Source organism: Streptomyces sp. NPDC089424, assembly GCF_044749345.1.
Lineage (GTDB): Bacteria > Actinomycetota > Actinomycetes > Streptomycetales > Streptomycetaceae > Streptomyces.
Map to the genome: position 1 here is coordinate 116,204 of NZ_JBIVHU010000011.1, position 20,150 is coordinate 136,353.

At 71.9% G+C, this 20,150-nt stretch carries 15 protein-coding genes and 1 tRNA gene; 10 read left to right on the forward strand and 6 right to left on the reverse strand.

Annotated elements, in window-relative coordinates; all coding sequences use genetic code 11:
• Window positions 1-60: 60 nt before the first annotated feature.
• Both ACIP2X_RS35210 and ACIP2X_RS35215 read right to left on the reverse strand, forming a co-directional pair.
• The gene (locus ACIP2X_RS35210; RefSeq protein ID WP_401681512.1) at window positions 61-2,640 is read right to left on the reverse strand and encodes an ABC transporter permease; all 2,580 of its coding nucleotides are present in this window, start codon (window positions 2,638-2,640) and stop codon (window positions 61-63) included.
• Window positions 2,637-3,425: an ABC transporter ATP-binding protein gene (locus ACIP2X_RS35215; protein WP_401681515.1), complete on the reverse strand. Its 789-nt coding sequence runs from the start codon at window positions 3,423-3,425 to the stop codon at window positions 2,637-2,639. The genes ACIP2X_RS35210 and ACIP2X_RS35215 overlap by 4 nt, the downstream gene beginning before the upstream one ends.
• 457 nt (window positions 3,426-3,882) lie before the next feature.
• On the opposite strand from ACIP2X_RS35215, the gene ACIP2X_RS35220 reads away from it, so the two are divergent.
• The 3 genes from ACIP2X_RS35220 (at window position 3,883) to ACIP2X_RS35230 (ending at window position 7,718) form a co-directional block, all read left to right on the forward strand.
• On the forward strand, window positions 3,883-5,409 hold the full coding sequence (locus ACIP2X_RS35220) for an MFS transporter (RefSeq protein WP_401681518.1): 1,527 nt from the start codon (window positions 3,883-3,885) through the stop codon (window positions 5,407-5,409).
• A 168-nt stretch (window positions 5,410-5,577) separates the two neighbouring features.
• Entirely contained in the window at window positions 5,578-6,111 is a 534-nt protein-coding gene (locus ACIP2X_RS35225; protein ID WP_401681521.1) for a DUF485 domain-containing protein, read from the forward strand.
• Window positions 6,108-7,718 (forward strand): cation acetate symporter, encoded by a 1,611-nt coding sequence (locus tag ACIP2X_RS35230; RefSeq protein ID WP_401681524.1) that lies wholly within the window; start codon window positions 6,108-6,110, stop codon window positions 7,716-7,718. Before ACIP2X_RS35225 ends, ACIP2X_RS35230 begins: the two co-directional genes overlap by 4 nt.
• Window positions 7,719-7,771: 53 nt before the next feature.
• Here ACIP2X_RS35230 and ACIP2X_RS35235 read toward each other — a convergent pair whose 3' ends face one another.
• From ACIP2X_RS35235 to ACIP2X_RS35245, 3 genes are all read right to left on the reverse strand, one after another.
• The gene (locus ACIP2X_RS35235) at window positions 7,772-8,662 is read right to left on the reverse strand and encodes a DivIVA domain-containing protein (protein ID WP_401681527.1); all 891 of its coding nucleotides are present in this window, start codon (window positions 8,660-8,662) and stop codon (window positions 7,772-7,774) included.
• 182 nt (window positions 8,663-8,844) lie between these two features.
• Window positions 8,845-11,619 carry an SUKH-4 family immunity protein gene (locus ACIP2X_RS35240; protein WP_401681530.1) on the reverse strand — a complete coding sequence of 925 codons (2,775 nt, stop codon included), beginning with the start codon at window positions 11,617-11,619 and terminating at the stop codon, window positions 8,845-8,847.
• Window positions 11,620-11,626: 7 nt separating this feature from the next.
• The gene (locus ACIP2X_RS35245) at window positions 11,627-12,655 is read right to left on the reverse strand and encodes an SMI1/KNR4 family protein (RefSeq protein ID WP_401681532.1); all 1,029 of its coding nucleotides are present in this window, start codon (window positions 12,653-12,655) and stop codon (window positions 11,627-11,629) included.
• 319 nt (window positions 12,656-12,974) lie between these two features.
• Between ACIP2X_RS35245 and ACIP2X_RS35250 the strand changes: the two genes are divergently transcribed.
• The gene (locus ACIP2X_RS35250; protein WP_401681534.1) at window positions 12,975-13,490 is read left to right on the forward strand and encodes a YwqJ-related putative deaminase; all 516 of its coding nucleotides are present in this window, start codon (window positions 12,975-12,977) and stop codon (window positions 13,488-13,490) included.
• 104 nt (window positions 13,491-13,594) lie between these two features.
• Window positions 13,595-14,089 carry an SUKH-3 domain-containing protein gene (locus ACIP2X_RS35255; RefSeq protein WP_401681537.1) on the forward strand — a complete coding sequence of 165 codons (495 nt, stop codon included), beginning with the start codon at window positions 13,595-13,597 and terminating at the stop codon, window positions 14,087-14,089.
• Window positions 14,090-14,111: 22 nt separating this feature from the next.
• Here ACIP2X_RS35255 and ACIP2X_RS35260 read toward each other — a convergent pair whose 3' ends face one another.
• The gene (locus ACIP2X_RS35260; RefSeq protein ID WP_401681539.1) at window positions 14,112-15,443 is read right to left on the reverse strand and encodes a histidine kinase; all 1,332 of its coding nucleotides are present in this window, start codon (window positions 15,441-15,443) and stop codon (window positions 14,112-14,114) included.
• Window positions 15,444-15,904: 461 nt separating this feature from the next.
• Between ACIP2X_RS35260 and ACIP2X_RS35265 the strand changes: the two genes are divergently transcribed.
• From ACIP2X_RS35265 to pth, 5 genes are all read left to right on the forward strand, one after another.
• Window positions 15,905-15,975: transfer RNA gene (locus ACIP2X_RS35265), tRNA-Gln, on the forward strand.
• A gap of 121 nt (window positions 15,976-16,096) precedes the next feature.
• Complete coding sequence (glmU, locus tag ACIP2X_RS35270; RefSeq protein WP_401681542.1) at window positions 16,097-17,545, forward strand: bifunctional UDP-N-acetylglucosamine diphosphorylase/glucosamine-1-phosphate N-acetyltransferase GlmU; 1,449 nt, start codon at window positions 16,097-16,099, stop codon at window positions 17,543-17,545.
• A gap of 134 nt (window positions 17,546-17,679) precedes the next feature.
• Window positions 17,680-18,660, forward strand: coding sequence for a ribose-phosphate diphosphokinase (locus tag ACIP2X_RS35275; protein ID WP_393109397.1), 981 nt, complete (start codon window positions 17,680-17,682; stop codon window positions 18,658-18,660).
• Between the two features lie 200 nt (window positions 18,661-18,860).
• Window positions 18,861-19,472 carry a 50S ribosomal protein L25/general stress protein Ctc gene (locus tag ACIP2X_RS35280; protein WP_401681544.1) on the forward strand — a complete coding sequence of 204 codons (612 nt, stop codon included), beginning with the start codon at window positions 18,861-18,863 and terminating at the stop codon, window positions 19,470-19,472.
• A gap of 67 nt (window positions 19,473-19,539) precedes the next feature.
• Window positions 19,540-20,142 (forward strand): aminoacyl-tRNA hydrolase, encoded by a 603-nt coding sequence (pth, locus tag ACIP2X_RS35285; RefSeq protein ID WP_401681546.1) that lies wholly within the window; start codon window positions 19,540-19,542, stop codon window positions 20,140-20,142.
• Window positions 20,143-20,150: the final 8 nt, after the last annotated feature.

The window sequence follows — 20,150 nt, forward strand, 5'->3', positions numbered from 1 at the left end:
GGAAGTCCCCTCAGGACTTCCGACACCGGGCCCGTCCGCCGCAACCCCCGTATGCGGTGGCTACTCGGTGGCGATGGCGTTGAGGACGTTCATGCGGCCCGCCCGGAACGCCGGGATCAGGGCGGCGAACAGTCCCACGAAGGCCGAGCCGACGAAGACCGCGCCGATGGTCGGCCACGGGATCTCCAGCACGTCCAGCCCCTCCAGGGCCAGCAGCTGCTGCGCCGTGGCGCCCCAGCCCATGCCCAGCCCCAGCCCCAGCAGGGCGCCGAAGAGGGCGATCACGACCGACTCCAGGCGGATCATCCGGCGCAGCTGCCGGCGCGAGAGGCCGATCGCCCGCATCAGGCCGATCTCCCGGGTCCGCTCGACCACCGACAGGGCGAGCGTGTTCACGACGCCGAGGACCGCGACGATGATCGCGAGGGCCAGCAGGCCGTAGATCATGTTCAGCAGCTGCCCGATCTGGTCCTTCAGGGCCTCCTTGTAGTCGGTCTGGTCCCGCACGCTGTACTGCGGGTAGTCGTCCAGACCGGCCTTCAGCGCGGTGTACGCGGCCGCCTCCCGGCCCTCCTCGGCCGAGGCGAACACCAGCGTGTCGAGCGGCATCTTCTCGGCCGGGACGTACGAGGCCAGGGTGTCGATCGACGTGTACATCGCGCCCTGGTCGATCACCGCGTCGCTGCTGGTGATCGCCCGGACCGTCAGCCGGGCCTCGGAGCCGTCCTTGAACGCGACCGTGACCGCGGAACCGAGGCGGATGCCGTGGTCCTCGGCGAACTCCTCGTGGACCGACATCGAGTCGGGCCGGTAGGCGTCGGCGAGGTTGCCGGCGACGGTCTCGACCCGCAGGTCCTGCGCGTACGTCGGGTCGGCGGCCGTGATGGCGGTGTCCTTGGACGTCTTGCCGTCGGGGGTGGTGAAGTCGGCCTGCGTCCACTTGTACTCGGTGACGCGGGCCACGCCGTCGGCGTCCTTCACGGCCTGGACCGCCTGCGGGGTGATCAGCTGCCCGCTGTCGGACTGCACGATGAAGTCCGTGCCGACGCTCTTGTCGAGCTCCTCCGTCGCCGAGGCGACCATCGAGGAGCCGACCACCGACAGGCAGGCCACCAGCGCCAGCCCGATCATCAGCGCGGCCCCCGTGGCGCCGGTGCGGCGCGGGTTGCGCAGCGCGTTGCGCTCGGCCATCCGGCCGACGGGGCCGAACATCCGCAGCACGATCGCCCCGAGCACCCGGACCACGCCGCCCGCGAGCAGCGGGCCGATGACGACGAAGCCGATCAGCGAGAGCACCACACCTGCGCCCAGCCACAGCGCACCGTCACCGGCGGTGTCGGCGGCCGCGGCGAGGTAGAGCGCGAACCCGCCGCCGCCGGTCAGCAGCAGGCCGATCACGGCCCGGACGACTCCGGCCCTGGCGTCGGCGGGGGCGCCCGCGTCGCGCAGGGCGGCCATCGGCGAGATCTTGCCGGCGCGGCGGGCCGGGAGGTAGGCGGCCAGGACGGTGACCACGACACCGAGGACGAGGCCGACCACCGGGGTGGTCCACACGACGGTCAGATCGTCGGTGGAGAGGTTCATGCCCATGGCGCCCATGAGTTTCATCAGCCCCACCGCGAGCCCCACGCCCGCGCCGACGCCGAGCACGGAGCCGACGACGCCGAGCAGCAGCGCCTCGATCAGCACCGAGCGGTTGACCTGCTTGCGGCTCGATCCGATGGCCCGCATCAGGCCGATCTCGCGGGTGCGCTGGGCCACCAGCATCGAGAACGTGTTGATGATCAGGAAGACGCCGACGAGGAAGGCGATCCCGGCGAAGCCGAGCATCGCGTACTTGATCACGCCCATGAACTCCTGGACGTCCGCGGCGTTGGCGTCGGCGACCTCCTTGGCCGTCTGCACCTTGTAGCCGCCGTCGAGCGCCGTGGCGACGTTCTTCTTCAGCTGGGCGTCGCTGACACCGGCCGCGGCGGTGACGTTGACGTTGGTGTACACCCCGGTCTCACCGATCAGGGCCTGCTGGGCGGTCCTCGTGTCGAGGTAGAAGATCGCGGCGCCGGGGTTGGTGACGGTGAAGTCGGCGATGGCGGTGACCTTCGCCCGGTGGGTGCCGACGGCGGTGATGATGCCGATCCCGTCACCCAGGGCGAGGCCGTGCTTGTCGGCGGTGTCCGCGTCGACCATGACCTGGTCGGCGCCCTGCGGCGCGGAACCGGAGGCGATCTTCATGGTGCGGGCGTCGTTGGCGTTCCAGTTGCCGACGATGGTCGGCCCGCCGCTGGTCGGGGAGAGGCTGTCCTTGTCGGCGTCGACGACGGTCACCGAGGTCGAGAAGACCGTCCCCTGCGCCGACTTCACGCCGTCCGCCCGGCCGACCTCGGCGACGACGGAGGCCGGCATGACCGGCGGCTTGCCGTTGTCCGCGGTGGTCTCGCCGGTGTCCGAGGAGCCCTTGGGGCTGACCGTGACGTCGGAGGCGGTGGCCGCGAACAGCTTGTCGAAGGTGGTGTTCATGGTGTCGGTGAACACGAGCGTGCCGCACACGAAGGCGACCGAGAGCAGCACGGCGACGGCCGAGAGGGCCATGCGCCCCTTGTGCGCGAAGAAGTTGCGCATCGAGGTCTTCAGCACGGTCATGACGTGCGCCCCCGGGCGTCGAAGTCCTTCATGCGGTCCAGGACGGTCTCGGCGGTCGGCCGGAACATCTCGTCGACGATCCGGCCGTCGGCGAGATACAGCACCCGGTCGGCGTACGACGCGGCCACCGGGTCGTGGGTGACCATCACGATGGTCTGCCCGAGCTCGTCCACGGAGCGGCGCAGGAAGCCCAGCACCTCGGCGCCCGCGCGTGAGTCCAGGTTCCCGGTCGGCTCGTCACCGAAGATGATCTCCGGGCGGGCGGCGAGGGCACGCGCCACGGCGACGCGCTGCTGCTGGCCGCCGGAGAGCTGCGTCGGCCGGTGCTTGAGCCGGTCGGCGAGCCCGACGGTCTCCACCACCCGGTCCAGCCACGCCTTGTCGGGCTTGCGGCCGGCGATGTCCATGGGAAGCGTGATGTTCTCTATGGCGTTGAGCGTCGGCAGCAGGTTGAAGGCCTGGAAGATGAAGCCGATCCGGTCGCGGCGCAGCCGGGTCAGCTTCTTGTCCTTCAGGCCGGTGATCTCCGTCTCGTCCAGGTAGATCTGACCGCTGGTCACGGTGTCGAGGCCGGCGAGGCAGTGCATCAGAGTGGACTTGCCGGAGCCCGACGGACCCATGATCGCGGTGAACTGGCCGCGGGCGATGTCCACGTCGACATGGTCGAGGGCGACGACGCGGGTCTCCCCGGCCCCGTATGCCTTGACGACCTGCCGCGCTCGCGCGGCTACGGCCGTACGCTCTCCAGTGCCCCCGTGCCTGGGAATGGTTACAGCCGATGTCACCGTATGTCTCCTATGTCGGTCATGAGTTGGCGCGGAAGTGCGCCCGCCGGCCCGTGCCGGGTCGTACCGGGTGGTGCGAGGTGCAGCGCCGCGAAGTGCTACGCCGATGAGTCTGGCGGCAGGAGGGGCTGCCGCTCGATGGTGCACGGCCCCCTCTTGCACTGAGGAAAACCCCACCCCCGAAGGTGCGGTGCACCGCCCCCCGGCCGCCCTCCCCGGCGGCGCTCAACGACGTAAAGCCAGGTTAAGGACGGCATGGCGGCCGTTCGTCCTCCGCCGGGACGAACCCTCCCCGAGCCGTAGTGCGGAGAACCCCCTAGGGGCCGTCACCCTCAGGGCGGAGTCCGTCTCAGGGTCGGGTCCCCCCTCCGGCCTCCTCAGGGTGCACCCTCCCGTCGCGTGAGGGTCAAGTGGGAAGCTGTCGGGCAGCAGATAGGTGCAAGGGGAAGGAATCCGCGTGGGCAGCACCAGACCCGTGGTGCGGGGCGCCGCCGAGCGCACCGCGACCGGCAGGCGGGGAGCGGTCGTGGCGGCACTGATGCTCGCCATGGCGCTCGCGGCGCTCGACTCCACCGTCGTCTCCACGGCCGTCCCGCAGATCGTCGGTGACCTGGGCGGCTTCTCGGTCTTCTCGTGGCTCTTCTCGGGCTATCTGCTCGCGGTCACCGTGACCCTGCCCGTCTACGGCAAGCTCTCCGACACCTTCGGCCGCAAACCGGTCCTCGTCGTGGGAGCGTCCGTCTTCCTGCTCGGCTCCCTGCTGTGCGCGCTCGCCTGGAACATGTGGGCGCTGATCGCCTTCCGTGTCGTCCAGGGCCTGGGCGGCGGCGCCCTCCAGGGCACGGTCCAGACGCTCGCCGCCGACCTGTATCCGCTCCAGGAGCGCCCGAAGATCCAGGCCAGGCTCTCCACGGTGTGGGCGGTGTCGGCGGTCGCCGGCCCGGCGGTCGGCGGGGTCCTCGCCGCGTACGCCGACTGGCGCTGGATCTTCCTGGTCAACCTGCCGGTCGGCGGTCTCGCGCTCTGGCTGATCGTGCGTCACCTGCACGAGCCGCTGCGTGAGCGGGCCGCACGCGCGCGGGTGGACTGGTGGGGCGCGCTCACCGTCTTCGCCTGCGGCGGGGTGCTGCTGACGGCACTGGTGCAGGGCGGGGTGGCCTGGCCGTGGCTGTCGGCGCCCTCGCTCGCCCTGTTCGGCACGGGACTTGCGCTGGTCGCGCTCCTGGTGGTGGTGGAACGCCGGGCGGCCGAGCCGATCATCCCCGGGTGGGTGTGGCGCCGCCGGACGATCGTCGCGGTCAACCTCGCGCTGGGCGCGCTCGGGCTGCTGATGGTCGCACCGACCGTCTTCCTGCCGACGTACGCCCAGTCGGTCCTCGGACTCGGACCGGTCGCCGCCGGATTCGTGCTCTCCGTATGGACGTTGAGCTGGCCGGTCTCGGCGGCCTGCAGCCAGCACGTCTACCGCAGGATCGGCTTTCGCAACACGGCGATGCTGGGCATCGGCGCGGCGACCGTGATCCTGCTGGCCTTCCCGCTGCTGCCGTACCCGGGCCAGGCCTGGCAGCCGACGCTGGTGATGCTCCTCCTCGGCGCGGCGCTCGGCCTGTTCCAGCTGCCCCTCATCGTCGGCGTCCAGTCCACGGTGGGCTGGTCGGAACGCGGCACGGCCACCGCCTCGATCCTCTTCTGCCGCCAGACCGGCCAGACCGTGGGCGCGGCGGTCTTCGGCGCCGTCGCCAACGGCGTGCTGGCCGGACACATGGGCAGCGCGGACCTCGACGCCGTGGCTCACGGCCTCGGCACGGGCGCGGTGTCCGAGACCACCCGGCGGGCCGTCGCCGACGCGGTCCACGCGGTGTACCTGGGGGCGGCGTGCGCGGCCGCGCTCGCCTTCCTGGCGCTGCTGGTGCTGGCTCCGCGCCGCTTCCCGGTCATCGACGAGTCCTCACCCACGCCGGGCACATCCAGAAGTCTGAGTTAACGCGGGTAACACCGCAGGTCATCGACGGGTCGGGGAAGTAAGCGCATACCGACCGCTCAGTTTGGAGAAAACGTCGCGCGTTCCTTAACTCACGAGTAGCGTGCGTGGCCCGCCCCCCACCTCCCTGCGGTCCGCCGCCACGGACCCGAGCCACGCAAGGAGCACGGGATGTCCCACGACCCGTACCCGCCACCTCCCCGACGCCCGTCGTACCCGCCCCCTCCCCACCGCCCCTCGTACCCGCCCTCCGGCGGCGACCCCTACCCGCCCCGCTTCCCCGGCCTCCCGCCCACCGCGTCCACGCCGCCCCTCACCTCGCGGACCCACCCCACCTACCCGTGGCAGCCGGAGGCCCGGCCCGAACCCGACCGGCGGCCGACGCCCGTGCACGCGCCGCTCGGACACCACAGCGACCTGCGCATCCTGCGCAGCGCCTACCGCTGGCAGCGGCGGGTGGCGACGCTGACCGCTCTCGGGTACTTCACCCTGTTCCTGGTGCTGTCCGCGGCCGCGCCGGGCTTCATGACGGCCGGGGCGGCCGGCGGGCTGCCGACCGGACTGCTGCTCGCGCTGGTCCAACTGCCGGTCACCTGGCTGGCGATCGCGCTGTACGAGCGCACGGCGCGCGTACGGGTCGATCCCCTGGCGGACCGCATCCGCCGGCAGGCCGCGCTCGACGCCAAGCGGGGGGCCGGCCGATGACCGGATTCAGTGAGTCCGCGGAGACGATGACGCTGGTCGCGTTCACCGTCGTCGCCACCATCACGCTGCTGCTGTGCGTGATGACCGGCCCCGACCGCGACGACCTCGACGAGTTCTACACCGGCTACAGCTCCCTGTCCCCGATGCGCAACGGCCTCGCGATCGCCGGCGACTACATCTCCGCGGCGACCGTGCTGGGCACCGCCGGGGTGATCGCCCTGTACGGCCACGACGGGATCGTGCTGGCGCTCAGCACCACGCTCTCGCTGCTGCTGCTGATGTTCCTGCTGGCGGAACCGCTGCGCAACGCGGGCCGCTTCACGATGGGGGACGCCTTCGCACGCCGTATGCCGGGGCGGGCCGTACGGATGACCGCCTGCGTGGTGACGCTGGCCGCGCTGCTGCCGCTGATGCTGGTCCAGCTCGCGGGCACCGGGCAGCTGATGGCCTTTCTGCTGGGGGTGTCCGGCACGACGGTGGAGACGGGCTGCATCGTGGGCCTCGGCGCGCTGATGATCAGCTACGCCGCGATCGGCGGGATGAAGGGGACCGCGCTCATCCAGATCCTGAAGATGGTGATGCTGCTCGGGTCGGGGGCGGTGGTCGCCGCGCTGGTGCTGGCCAAGTTCGACTGGGACCCGGCCGCCCTGTTCGACACGGCGGCGGACCGGAGCGGGGTGGGCGCAGCGTTCCTCAGCTCCGGGCTGCAGTTCGAGGGCGGCCCGTTCCCCCGGCTCGACATGATCACCGCCGAGCTGTGCGTGGTGCTCGGCGGCGGTTGCCTGCCGCACGTCACCATGCGCATGTACACCGCGTCCAGCGCCCGCCAGGTGCGCCGGTCGATGTCCTGGGCGGTGTCCGGCGTCGCGGTCTTCGTGCTGATCATCACGGTCGTCGCCATGGGCGCGACCGCGCTGCTGGGCCGCGAGACCGTCGCGGCCGCCGACCCGCAGGGCAACTCCGCCTATCTGCTCGGCTCCCAGGCCGCGTTCGGGCCGGAGGTGACGACCGGGGAGACGTTCCTGTTCACGGCGGTCGCGACCGCCGTCTTCCTGACGGTGCTCGCCTCGGTCGCCGGGATGATCCTCGCCTGCGCCAACTCCCTGGCGCACGACGTCTTCGCCGGACGCGTCCAGGAGCTGTCCGCCCGCCGGGAGATGACCCTGGCCCGCCTCTCCGCCGTCGCGATCGGCATCCCGACCATCCTGCTGGCCACGATGGTCCAGCACCGCAGCCTGCAACCGCTGGTGACCCTGTCGTTCTCCCTGGGCGCCTCGGCCCTAGCGCCCGCCCTGGTCTACTCCCTCTTCTGGCGCCGCTACACCCGCACCGGCCTGCTGAGCACCCTCATCGGCGGCTCGCTGGCGGTGCTGGTCCTGACGCCGGGCACCAAGCTGGTCTCCGGCTCACCCGTCGCCGCCTTCCCCGAGGCCGACTTCACGTACTTCCCCTTCACCACCACGGGCCTGGTCTCCGTCCCCCTCGGCTTCGCCTTCGGCTGGCTCGGCACGATGGCCTCCGGCCGGCGGAAGGCGGAGGAGCAACGTCGCCAGTACGAGGCCGTGGAGGCGTGGATCCTGGCCGGAGCGGTACGCCGGAAGGGGTGACGGGGCCTTTCGTCGGCGTCGGTCGGTGGGCGGGCCGGTGGGGGCCCGGTCGGTCATTCCGCGGGGGCCCGGCCGCCGGTCAGTGCTGCGAGGCTGTTGCGGACGTAGTCCATGTGGGCCTGTACGTCGTCCCAGCGCTCCCCGTGCTCCCGCAGGACCCGTTCGGTCTCGCGGGCGATCTGGTCCTCACGCGCCCGGGCCTGCGCGAGCACCTCGGCGGCCAGCGCCTGTGCCTTCTCCTGCTCGCGCCCGGGAGCCTGTTCGGCGTCGGCGAAGTCCCGCTCCGCCTCGGCCAGCTCGGCCTCCGCGCGCGCGACCCGCTCGGCGAGGCCCGCGTCCACGACGGCGTCGCCCTCCACGGCCTGGTTCTCCACCGCGGACCAGCGCTCGGCCTGCGCCTTCTCCTGCTCGGCCAGCATCGCGGCGGTGCGGTGCCGGAGCTCGCGCAGCGCGGACAGCGCCTCCGCGCGGCCCTCCTTGACCTCCCGCCGGGCCTCGATCCGGATCTCGTCCGCCTCCGTGCTCGCCGCGAGCACCCGCTGCCGGGCCCGTTCCTCGACCTCCGCCACGAGCGCGTCCGCCTCTTCCCGCGCCGTCCGGCGCACCCGGTCGGCGTACGCCTCGGCCTCCGCGACCTGCTCCCGCGTCTCACGCCGCGCACGCTCCCGCACCGCCGCGGCCTCGTCCTGCGCCGCCTGGAAGAGCAGCCGGGCGCCCTCCCCCAGCGACTCGTACGTCTGCGGGGGCAGCTCGGCGAGCGTCTCGCGCAGATCCTCCAGCTCCTCCTCCATCTCCCGGGCCAGCACGGTGAGACGGGCGGCCCGCTCCCAGGCGGCGTCACGATCCTCGGACAGGGCCTCGATGTAGGCATCGACCTCTTCGGGGCGGTAACCGCGCCCCCGTACTGGCGCGAAGCCATGCGACGACACGGATGCGCTGCTCATTGCGGAACTCCTCGAGCGATGTCGATTTAGCGCATATCTTGATGTATCGGACAGAAATGGTCATAATTCGACACTCCGCGCCGGGCGCTCCTGGTTGCACGTTCCGGAAAACAGAGGGGCCGGGCCCGGTCTCACGACCGGGCCCGGCCCTCCCCGCAAGGGATGTCAGCGCACCGCGGACATCACAGCAACCCGTCCCACATCTGCTCCAGCAGCACCGACCACCAGCTCTCCGGCGAAGCCAGCGCCGCCGGGTCGAGCGCCGCCAACTGGGCCTGGAAGTCGACCGTCCAGCGGCCCGCCTGCTCCTGGTTCAGCCCGAACCGCAGCCGCCACATCCGGCCCAGCAGCGCCAGGCAGCGCACGAACTCGGGCAGCCCGGTGTTCACGAACTGCGGCGGCACCGGCGCACCGCCCGGCCCGGCCTCCACCGGTACGGCCACGATGTGCGCCGTGCCGTACTGCACGCACAGGGCCTTGCCGAAGTCGCTGCCCATGACGAGGTACGAGCCCGCGTCCGCCGCGGGCTGCACCCCACGCTCCTGCGCCAGCTCGGCCAGCGTCGGCACCGGCCGGCCCGGCTGGGCCTGCGCCCAGAAGAACGGCCCCATGTCCAGCGGCAGTCCGGCCGCCACCAGCGTGTGGGCCACGACCGGCGGCACGCCCTGCCGGGACACCGCGGCCTGCTCGAACCGGAACACGCCCGGCCCGAACGCCCCCGCCAGCTCCTGCGCCACGGCCTCCGGCGGAAGCGGCGGCGCCGGCTGCACCGACGGGAGCGGCGCCCGCACCGGCGCCGGGCGCGCGGGACCGTCCGCCACCTGATGCAACTCGCCCTGATGCGCCAGCAGCTGCTGCATGCCCTGCTGCCGGCTCGCGTGATCCGTGCCGTACGGCGCGATGCTCGCGATCCGCGCCTGCGGCCACTGCTCGCGGATCATCCGCGCACAGTACGCGCCAGGCAGCTCGCACGACTCCAACTCGGTGTGCAGCTCCAGGACCTGGTCCGGCGGCACGTTCATGGCCCGCAGCTCGTGGAAGATCTGCCACTCCGGGTGGGGCGTACCCGGCGCCGAACGCCGGATCAGCTGCTGCTCCGAGCCGTCCTGCGCGCGGTAGCGCAGCACGGCCTGATAGCCCGGTCCGACGGTCGGCTGACCCTGCTGCGGATAGCCGTACGCCGGACGCTGCCCGGGAAGCGGCTGCCCCGGCATCGGCATCCCGGGAGCCGGAGGCGGCGGCACCGCCCCCTGCGCCGGGGGCATCGGGTGCGGGGCGCCGGGAGGCACGCCGGGAACACCCGGTGCCTGCGGCGGCGGGGGCGCGGCGGGACCGCCGACAGCGGGACCGGCGAGCATGGTCTCCGCGTGGTGCACGGCGCCGTGCGCACCCCCGGCCGAACCCTGCGCACCCGGCACACCCGGGATGCCCGGCGCACCGGGGGGCTGATGCGCACCCGGCATGCCAGGGGCTCCCGGAGCACCCGGAGCCTGGGGCGCGCCCGGAGGCTGCGGTGTTCCCCGCCCGGGCCCGGTGTGGCCGGGGTCGGCCAGCATCGTGGCCGCGTGGTGCGCCCCACCGGGCGGCGTCCCGCCCGGAGTTCCCGGCGTTCCCGGAGTTCCCGGAGTTCCCGGCGTTCCCGGAGGAGCCGGCGGCCCGGGCGGGGTCGGGGCACCCGGCGCCTGCGGCGCGCCCGGACCGGCCGCGGGACCCTCGGGTCCGTCGGGCCCGAGGGAGGAGACGAGCTGCGTGGGCACGTACGCGCCCTGCGCGCCGGGCGTACCCGGCGCGGGCGTGCTTCCCGGCCGCGCGCCGGGCATCCCCGGAACACCCGGCGGCGGAGGCGGCGTCGCGCCGCCGCCCCGCCCACGACGGGGCGGAGGTGCCGCCTTGGAGGTGGCGGCGTCGGCGATGTCCCCGGCGTCCGCGGCCGAGGGCTGCGGCGCGCCCGGCGTCTGCCCGGACCCGTACGACGGGCCGCCCGGAACACCCGGAGGAGGCGTGGCCGAACCCGGCACGGGCGCACCCGGAACGGGCGGCGGCGTCGGCGCCCCCGGCGCGGGCATGGGCACCCCCGGAGCCGGCGTACCCGGAACCGGCGGCGGCGTGGCGGAACCCGGCGTCGCCGCGCCCGCCACCCCCTGCGGATAGCCGTACGTCTGCGCGAGCGGCGCCTGCGCCGGCGCACCCGCGCCCTGCGAGGACCCCTCGTCCAGCACCGGCGCGACCGTCGTCGGCGGAAGCTGGCTTCCCCCCGCGATCAGCGCCGTCTGCGCCTCCGGCGGAGCCACCCGGGACTCCTCCTCGTCGGCCCCGCTCAACGGCGGCGCGAACACCGTCACCGGCAGCGGCACGGAACGGTCCTCACCGGCATCCCCGTTGGTGTCCGTACCGGCCCACGGGGTCGCTCCCGCCGGTGCCGCAGGCGCACCCGGCGCACCCGACGGCGCGGACCCGGCCGGCGGCACGTCCTCGGCGCCGCCCGCGGCCGCGGGCCAGGCCGCCCCACTGCCGACGGCGCCGCCCGGCAGGCCCGCCCCGGTGTCGCCCCCGGGGGCCGCGGCCGCCCCCCGGCGGTCCGGGATCCCCATCCTGTCGGCCGCCTCCTGCAACCACTCCGGCGGACTCAGCAGGAACGACGTCTGGTTGAGGTCCACCCGCTCCGGGGGCGCGGCCACCGGCGCGGGCGTCCCCTCCGGACGCCCGTACTCCTCCTCGTAGCGCCGGACGACCTCGCCCACCGGCAGCGACGGCCAGAGCGTGGCCTCCCCGCTGTCCCGCGCGATCACCAGCCGCTGCGTGCCGCCGTCCGACCGCGGCCCGTCAGCGCGGTCCTCGGCCCACACCACGAACCCGAGCTCGAACTCCCGCACCCGCACCTCACGATGCTGGTACGACGGCACGTCCCCGTTGATCCACTCCTCGGCACGCTCCTGCGCCTGCGCGAAGGTCACCATCGTCAGCTCACTCCCCCACAGACACCGAGGACGAGACGTCGACCGCCCGCGCGAAACCGCCGTCCACCATCAGATTCGCCACCGTGTCCAACTCCGGCGGCGACCCCGCCAGCCGCGACAGGAAGACGTCGAAGTCCTCCCCGGCCGGCAGCAGCAACCGCTCCACCCGCTCGGCCGGAGCCCACGAGGGATCGACGTCCCGCGCGTCGTCGTACGCGCAGAACCACACCGAACCGGCCCGCTCGCCCCTCACCTTCACGGCGAGCAGACCGCCCTGCACGAACCCGACACCCAGGTAGTCCTTGGTGAGATGGTCACGCAGGCACTTGTTCACGTACACCAGGTCGTTGACCGCCGCCTCGTCACGCACCGTGAAGAACGGCTGGTCGATCAGCAGCCCCAACTCCGCGTCCAGCGCGGTCCCGACGGGCGCACAGCCACCGGCCGCCTTCAGGAACGAGCGGTACGCGCCCGGCAGCCGGTACCCGAGGTCCTCCTCGACGCCCAGCACCTGCGCCTCCGTCACCGCAAGACCCGGCTTCGGCAACCCGAAGTGCGCCGGCCGCGTCTCCTGGAGGGGCCGCGTGCCCCGCTTCGTCTGGTCCACCGCGGCCGTGGCGATCCCGCCGTGATGGCGCAACAGCGCCTTCACCTCGACCGGCACCAACTCCAGCCGCCGCGTCCCCACCACGTGATGCCACGTCCACCCGTGCGGGGTCGCCACCGGCGCCACCGTGTCCCACAGGTCGTGACCGGACGCCGACAGCGCCGCGTTCGCCGACACGTAGTCCGTCAGCCGCAACTCGTCCACACCGAAACCCGCCGGCGGTTCCGCGATCTCCGCGGCCGCACGCGCGTAGGCCGAGAAGTCGGGGTAGCCGTTCTCGTCCACCCGCACCCCTCCCGGGTGACGGGCCGCCCGGACCGGATCCGGGAAGTGCACGACCTGCCCGGCGTAGGCCGCGTTCGGCGGCGCGGCTTCTCCCCCGGCCTGGCGGCCGGGAGGTGCCCCCAGCCCGAGCCGACCTGTCGTCATGGCGGTTGCCCCCTGCGGCACTCTGGTACGACCCGTGGCGGACCTTCTTGAACCCTTCGGCCCGCTACGCCCCGTATCGACTGTCTCCAACGCGTTGCCCGCGCCTCGTGGTGCCAACAGCCTATGCGGTACGACGAAACCGGTCACCGGCGCACGTCACCGCACCGGAAACCCTTCCTCCGCCCACGGTGACCAGCCGTCACCCCACCGTGACAGCCTGCCTCGCCCCGGGCGTGTCGCGGCGCCCCAGCTTCCGCACAGGCCACGGCATTTGGCACTCTGTGTCCGCCGGGGGGATGCACGGAGGGGAAATACGATCATGAACGCGACGCAAACAGGGCCGCACGCCGGCCCGTCCGGCGACCCCCGGATCAACTGGAGCGCCACCGACGACCGCCCCGCGCCCACCCTCCACCACCGCCGCGACGGCATACTCCCGACCGTCGCCGCCGCCCTCTCCGTCCGCGGCGCCACCCTCACCGGCACCGCCGCCCGCGGCGACCAGCCCCCCGCCCTCCACCACCTCGTGCAGGACTTCCTCGACACCCTCACAAGCGCCCAGCGCGACCGCTTCACCGGCCGCTGCGCCGAGGCCATCCTCATCTCCCGGCACCTCGCCGCCGCCGACGCCGCCCGCAGCAGACGCGCGGCCCGAAAACCCATGACCAACGGCGAGGCCCGCAAGGCCCTCAAGCAGGCCAAGCTCACCGCCCGCCGCATCCGCGAGGACGGCGACCCCCTGCACGGCGGCTTCGCCGCCCCATGCCGCGCCTGCGCCGCCCTCACCGCCCACTTCGGAGTCCGCGTCGTCGACCCGGCGACGGCCGACGACTGACGACCGACGACGACTGACGACGACTGCCGACCGAAGCGGCCCGCAGGAGTCCCCCCACACCCCGGACGCCGCACCTCACGAGCCGCACGACGAACGAAGAGCAGATGCACACCGACCGCACCTCGACCACCCGCTTCGCCGTACCCGTCGACGCCGCCCTGCGCGACGCCGGCTGGCAACCGGGACGCTGGGACATCAAGCAGGCCGAGATCTGGGCCGACACCCTGCGCGAGCACACCTCGCCCGCCGGCCACCGGCACGCCGTCTTCCCCGCCGCTGTGGAAGCCTGGGCCGAATTCGGCGGCCTGCGGATCGCCCCGACCGGCCCCGGACGCCAGATCGCCCCCGCACACCTCCACCTGGACCCGCTGCACGGCCTGCACATGGCCCGCACCCTCGGCGACCTCGGCCGCGCCCTCGACACCGAGGTCAGCCCCCTCGGCGCCGAATCCGACACCCAGGCACTGCTCGCCATCGACACCGAAGGCCGCGTCTACGCCCTCGACCACACCGGCGACTGGTACCTCGGCGCCGACATCGACCGCGCCCTGGCCGGCCTCGTCTCCGGCATGGAACCGGTACGCCTCACAGCGGGCTGAACCCCCGGCGGACCCGCCCCGGCTACGACGCCGGAATCACCGCCGACACCCGGAAACCCCCCGCGTCCGTCGGCCCGGACACGAACACCCCACCCAGGCCGACGACCCGCTCCTTCATCCCCACCAGACCGTTGCCCCCCGACGGCAACCGGGCCGAGGACGCCGAGCCGGCCTCCGGCGGCGGCTCGTTCTCCACCTGCATCGCGATCTCCGACACCCGGTGCGCCAACCGCACATAGGTCTTCGCCCCCGCCGCGTGCTTGTGGACGTTCGTCAGCGCCTCCTGCACCACACGGAACGCCGTCTGCTCCACCGCCGCCGCATACACCCGCACCTCCCCCTCGACCGACAGGTCGACCACCATCCCCGCCGCCGCCGACTGCCCGACCAACTCGTCCAGCTCCGACAGACAGGGACCGTCCCCCACCGCGCCCTCGTCGACCGCGACCGCCCGCGAGGCCGCCGCCGCGGCGGCCGCGGCCGCCCCCACCGCCGCCAGCGGCACCGCCGCCTGCTCCCGCCGCCCCGCACCACCGTCACCGCTGCGCAGCACCCCGAGCATCTCGCGCAGCTCGGTCAGCGCCTGCCGCCCCATGTCGCCCACCAGCGCCGCGTTCTTCACGGCCTTCTCGGGATCCTTCCGCGCGACGGCCTGCAACGCGGCGGCGTGCACCACCATCAGACTCACCCGATGCGCGACCACGTCGTGCATCTCCCGCGCGATCCGCGTCCGCTCCTCGTTGCGCGCCCACTCGGCCCGCTCCTCCGCCCGCTCCGCGAGCAACTGAAGCTCCCGCTCCAGGCTGTCGGCGCGCTCCCGCAGGCTCTCCATCAGCCGGCGCCGGGCACCCACGTACAGGCCCAGCAGCAGAGGCGGCGCTGTCACACCGAGCGAGGCCGTGATGGAGACGAAGGGGACGACCCACTCGCCGATGCCCACGTCGCCCCGCGCCATGTCCTGCTGCGCGCGGACGAACGTCACCACCAGCATGCCCACCAGCGACATGCCCGCGAGCGCCGTGATGATCCGGCGCGGCAGCTCCGACGCGGCGAGGGTGTACAGGCCGACCACGGTCAGCAGGAAGCCCATCTGGGCCGGTGAGATCGCGATCGACACCAGCACGACGGGGATCGGCCACATCCGGCGCAGCAGCAGCGTCGAGCCGGCCAGCAGGCCGAAGACGACACCGGCGGCGACCGGGATTCCCGCGTCCCGCGCGAACGGCACTCCCTCGACACCGCACTCGATCGCGGACAGCAGCGCGAGCGTCCCGTCCAGTGCGGCACTACGCCATCTCGCCCACCACCACGGGCCCGACAGGCCCTGGGCGCGCTCTTCCCCCGTCGTGGTCATGCCCTCCAGCCTACGGGCGGGGGCCATCGCTTTTCCGGCGAGTTTCGACGACTTGGCCACACAACACTCCGTAGCCGAACAACAACGAAACCCCCTGGAATCCCCCGAACTACTGAACCCCGAACGTCCAACCCCGGAACGCCTCATTCCGCCCGGACGGTATGCACATGGCACATTCACAGGCGAGCCCCCTCCGGCGGGTGGACGTACGACCGGATCCAGGTGGAGCTCGACGGCGCGAAGAGGAACGTCGGCGCGTCGAGGAAGCGGCGAGGGCGGAGACCGAACAGCTGAGCGACCGCGAGCTCTTCCTTGTCGGCGTCGGCCTCTGGCCGGACCTCATAAGGACGCGAGTGGACGTGCGGGACGGAGCCGACTTGTACCGTCGCATCGAAGGCTGGTGGTACGGCATAGTAGGGGCTGCCACCGCACCCGATCGACAGAATCGGACATAGCGGTAATCCCGGGTCGTCTAAGGGCAAGACGTCAGATTTTGGTTCTGATCATGGGGGTTCGAGTCCTCCCCCGGGAGCACTTCCTCCGTTCGGGTCCTGACCGGTCACAGCTCCGGCAGGGCCCGCTCTCGTATCGGCCCACCCCCACCCCGGTATCCTGCGGTTGTCCACACCCCCTCCACAGCCGAAGGGCATCCCGTGAGCGCCATTCGCCCGGCAGCCGTCGTCGTACTCGCAGCGGGTGAGGGCACCCGTATGAAGTCGGCCACACCGAAGGTCCTGCACGAGATCTGCGGACGATCCCTGGTCGGCCATGTCCTCGCCGCCGCCGGTGAGTTGAAGCCCGAGAACCTCGTCGTGGTCGTCGGGCACGCCCGGGAGCAGGTCACCGCTCACCTCGGCGACGTCGCCCCCGACGTGCGCACCGCCGTCCAGGCGCAGCAGAACGGCACGGGTCACGCCGTCCGGATGGGTCTGGAGGAGCTCGGTGGCGGTCTCGCCGGGACCGTCGTGGTCGTCTGCGGTGACACCCCGCTGCTGACCGGCGAGACCCTCAAGAACCTCGCCCGCACCCACTCCGAGGACGGCAACGCGGTCACGGTGCTGACCGCCGAGGTGCCGGACGCGACGGGCTACGGGCGGATCGTGCGGGACGCGGCCTCGGGTGCGGTGACGGCGATCGTCGAGCACAAGGACGCGTCGGAGGAGCAGCGGGCGATCCGGGAGATCAACTCGGGGGTGTTCGCCTTCGACGGCCGGCTGCTGGCCGAGGCGCTGGGGCAGGTCCGTACCAACAACAGCCAGGGCGAGGAGTATCTGACGGACGTGCTCGGCATCCTGCGGGAGGCCGGGCACCGCGTGGGTGCCTCGGTGGCCGGTGATCACCGGGAGATCGCGGGGATCAACAACCGTGTGCAGCTGGCGGAGGCGCGGCGGATCCTGAACGAGCGGTTGCTGACGGCCGCGATGCTGGACGGTGTGACCGTGGTGGATCCGGGTTCGACGTGGGTCGAGGTGGGGGTGACGTTCGAGCAGGACGTCGTGGTGCTGCCGAACACGTTGCTGCAGGGTTCGACGCATCTGGGCGCGGGCTGCGAGGTCGGTCCGAACAGCCGGCTGAAGGACACCCGGGTCGGGGCCGGGGCGCGGGTCGACAACACGGTGTCGGACGGTGCGGTGGTCGGTCCGGAGGCGACGGTGGGGCCGTACGCCTATCTGCGTCCGGGGACGCGGCTGGGGCGCAAGGGCAAGATCGGGACGTACGTCGAGACGAAGAACGCCTCGATCGGTGAGGGTACGAAGGTGCCGCATCTGTCGTACGTCGGGGACGCGACGATCGGCGACAACTCGAACATCGGCGCCGCGAGTGTGTTCGTGAACTACGACGGCGAGGAGAAGCACCACACCACCGTCGGGTCGCACTGCAAGACGGGTTCGGACAACATGTTTGTGGCGCCTGTCACGATCGGGGACGGTGCTTACACCGCCGCCGGGTCCGTGATCACGAAGGACGTGCCGCCCGGTTCGCTGGCCGTGGCCCGTGGTCAGCAGCGGAATATCGAGGGTTGGGTGGCTCGTAAGCGTCCGGGCAGCGCGGCGGCGAAGGCGGCCGAGGCGGCTTCCCGGAAGCCGGAAGGCGAAGGCTGACCGGAAACAGGTGCGTCTGGGACGGCGTACCGTGATAAGTGCACACCCGCACCCCACCAGCTGAGACGACGCTTTTCGTCCAGTTGAGACGTCGTGTCGACATCCAGCTGAGACACCTCTGAGGAGACAGTGCTGTGACCGGGATCAAGACGACCGGCGAGAAGAAGATGATGTTCTTCTCCGGCCGCGCCCACCCCGAGCTTGCCGAGGAGGTCGCCCACCAGCTGGGTGTCGGGGTTGTCCCCACCAAGGCCTTCGACTTCGCCAACGGTGAGATCTATGTGCGTTATCAGGAGTCGGCGCGTGGTGCCGACTGCTTCCTGATCCAGAGCCACACGGCTCCGATCAACAAGTGGATCATGGAGCAGTTGATCATGATCGACGCCCTGAAGCGTGCGTCGGCGCGCTCCATCACGGTCATTGTGCCGTTCTACGGTTACGCGCGGCAGGACAAGAAGCACCGGGGTCGTGAACCGATCTCGGCGCGTCTGATCGCGGACATGATGAAGACGGCCGGGGCGGACCGGATCCTGACCGTGGACCTGCACACGGACCAGATCCAGGGCTTCTTCGACGGTCCGGTGGACCACCTGTTCGCGCTGCCGCTGCTCGCGGACTACGTGGGCAAGAAGGTGGACCGGGAGAAGCTGACGGTGGTCTCGCCGGACGCCGGCCGGGTCCGGGTCGCGGACCGCTGGTGCGACCGGCTGGGCGCGCCGCTGGCGATCGTGCACAAGCGGCGGGACAAGGACGTCGCGAACCAGGTGACGGTCCACGAGGTCGTGGGTGAGGTCAAGGGCCGGGTGTGTGTCCTGGTCGACGACATGATCGACACGGGTGGGACGATCTGTGCCGCTGCCGACGCGCTGTTCGCGCACGGTGCGGAGGACGTGATCGTGACGGCCACGCACGGTGTGCTGTCGGGTCCGGCGGCGGACCGGCTGAAGAACTCGCGGGTGAGCGAGTTCGTGTTCACCAACACGCTGCCGACGCCGGGCGAGCTGGCCCGGGACATGGACAAGATCTCGGTGCTGTCGATCGCCCCGACCATCGCGCGCGCGGTGCGTGAGGTGTTCGAGGACGGTTCGGTGACGAGCCTGTTCGACGAGCAGTAGGCGGCTGCTCCTCCAGGTTGATCGATTTTTCTGCGGCCTCCCCACCGAGTAGTCTGTTCAGGTTGCTCGGCGAGGGAGGCCGTGGTCCGTAGTCCGTTCCGGACGGGACTCGGCTGTCCGTTATCGACGCGCTCTTCGTAGCAGGCCGTTCGTGGCCGGGTGACCACGTCCGTACCTGATTCCTACGAGGAGTGATCGTCATGTCCGAGGTGAAGCTCGCCGCCGAGTCCCGCACGGAGTTCGGCAAGGGTGCCGCCCGTCGTATCCGCCGCGACAACAAGGTTCCCGGTGTGCTGTACGGCCACGGTTCCGACCCGCTGCACCTGACGTTCCCGGGTCACGAGCTGCTGATGGCGCTGCGTACGCCCAACGTCCTGATCTCCCTGGACATCGACGGCAAGTCCAACGAGCTGGCGATCCCGAAGTCCGTGCAGCGTGACCCGCTGAAGGGCTTCCTGGAGCACGTCGACCTGCTGCTGGTCAAGCGCGGCGAGAAGGTCACCGTCGAGGTCCCGGTCATCGCCGAGGGCGAGCTGGCGGCCGGTGGCAACCTGCTGGAGCACGTGCTGAACGCGCTTCCGGTCGAGGCCGAGGCCACGCACATCCCGGAGAACTTCACCGTCTCGGTGGAGGGTCTGGAGGCCGGTGCCTCGATCCAGGCCAAGGACGTCAAGCTCCCGAACGGTGTCACGCTGGCCGTCGAGGAGGACACCGTCGTCCTGCAGGTCCTGGCCGCGCAGGCCGAGGAGGCGCCGGAGGGCGAGGAGGCCGCTGTGGGCGGCGAGGGCGAAGAGGCCGCTGCCGAGGCCTGATCGCCGGTAGTTTGCCAGCCGCTGCTTCCCTCGCGGAGGCGGCGGCTGGTGGCGTATCTAAGGAGATGTGGACGTGACGACCGACGCGGCTGCCCCCTGGCTGATCGTGGGGCTGGGCAATCCCGGGCCCGAGTACGCGATGAACCGGCACAACGTGGGCTTCATGGTGGCGGATCTGCTCGCGGAGCGGATCGGTGGCAGGTTCAAGCGGGCGGGGAAGGCGCAGGCGCAGGTCGTCGAGGGCCGGATCGGTCCGCCGGGGCCGGCGAGCCGCCGGGTGGTCCTGGCGAAGCCGATGTCGTTCATGAACCTGTCGGGCGGCCCGGTGAACGCGCTGCGTGACTTCTACAAGGTGCCGCTCGCTCAGGTGGTCGCGGTCCATGACGAGCTGGACATCGACTACGGGACGCTGCGCCTGAAGCTCGGGGGCGGCGACAACGGGCACAACGGGCTCAAGTCGATGACGAAGGCGATGGGGCCGGACTACCACCGGGTGCGGTTCGGGATCGGGCGGCCGCCGGGGCGGATGCAGGTGGCCGACTTCGTGCTCAAGGACTTCTCGTCCGCCGAGCGCAAGGAGCTGGACTACTTCGTGGACCGGGCGGCGGACGGGGTGGAGTGTCTGCTGAGCGAGGGGCTGGAGCGGGCGCAGAGTTTGTACAACTCCTGACTTGTCCC

Coding starts and splice junctions, on each gene's coding strand:
- ACIP2X_RS35210 (WP_401681512.1), bottom strand. CDS start 2,640: ATGACCGTGCTGAAGACCTCGATGCGCAACTTCTTCGCGCACAAGGGG.
- ACIP2X_RS35225 (WP_401681521.1), top strand. CDS start 5,578: ATGTCCCACGACCCGTACCCGCCACCTCCCCGACGCCCGTCGTACCCG.
- ACIP2X_RS35230 (WP_401681524.1), top strand. CDS start 6,108: ATGACCGGATTCAGTGAGTCCGCGGAGACGATGACGCTGGTCGCGTTC.
- ACIP2X_RS35235 (WP_401681527.1), bottom strand. CDS start 8,662: ATGAGCAGCGCATCCGTGTCGTCGCATGGCTTCGCGCCAGTACGGGGG.
- ACIP2X_RS35240 (WP_401681530.1), bottom strand. CDS start 11,619: ATGGTGACCTTCGCGCAGGCGCAGGAGCGTGCCGAGGAGTGGATCAAC.
- ACIP2X_RS35245 (WP_401681532.1), bottom strand. CDS start 12,655: ATGACGACAGGTCGGCTCGGGCTGGGGGCACCTCCCGGCCGCCAGGCC.
- ACIP2X_RS35250 (WP_401681534.1), top strand. CDS start 12,975: ATGAACGCGACGCAAACAGGGCCGCACGCCGGCCCGTCCGGCGACCCC.
- ACIP2X_RS35255 (WP_401681537.1), top strand. CDS start 13,595: ATGCACACCGACCGCACCTCGACCACCCGCTTCGCCGTACCCGTCGAC.
- ACIP2X_RS35260 (WP_401681539.1), bottom strand. CDS start 15,443: ATGACCACGACGGGGGAAGAGCGCGCCCAGGGCCTGTCGGGCCCGTGG.
- ACIP2X_RS35280 (WP_401681544.1), top strand. CDS start 18,861: ATGTCCGAGGTGAAGCTCGCCGCCGAGTCCCGCACGGAGTTCGGCAAG.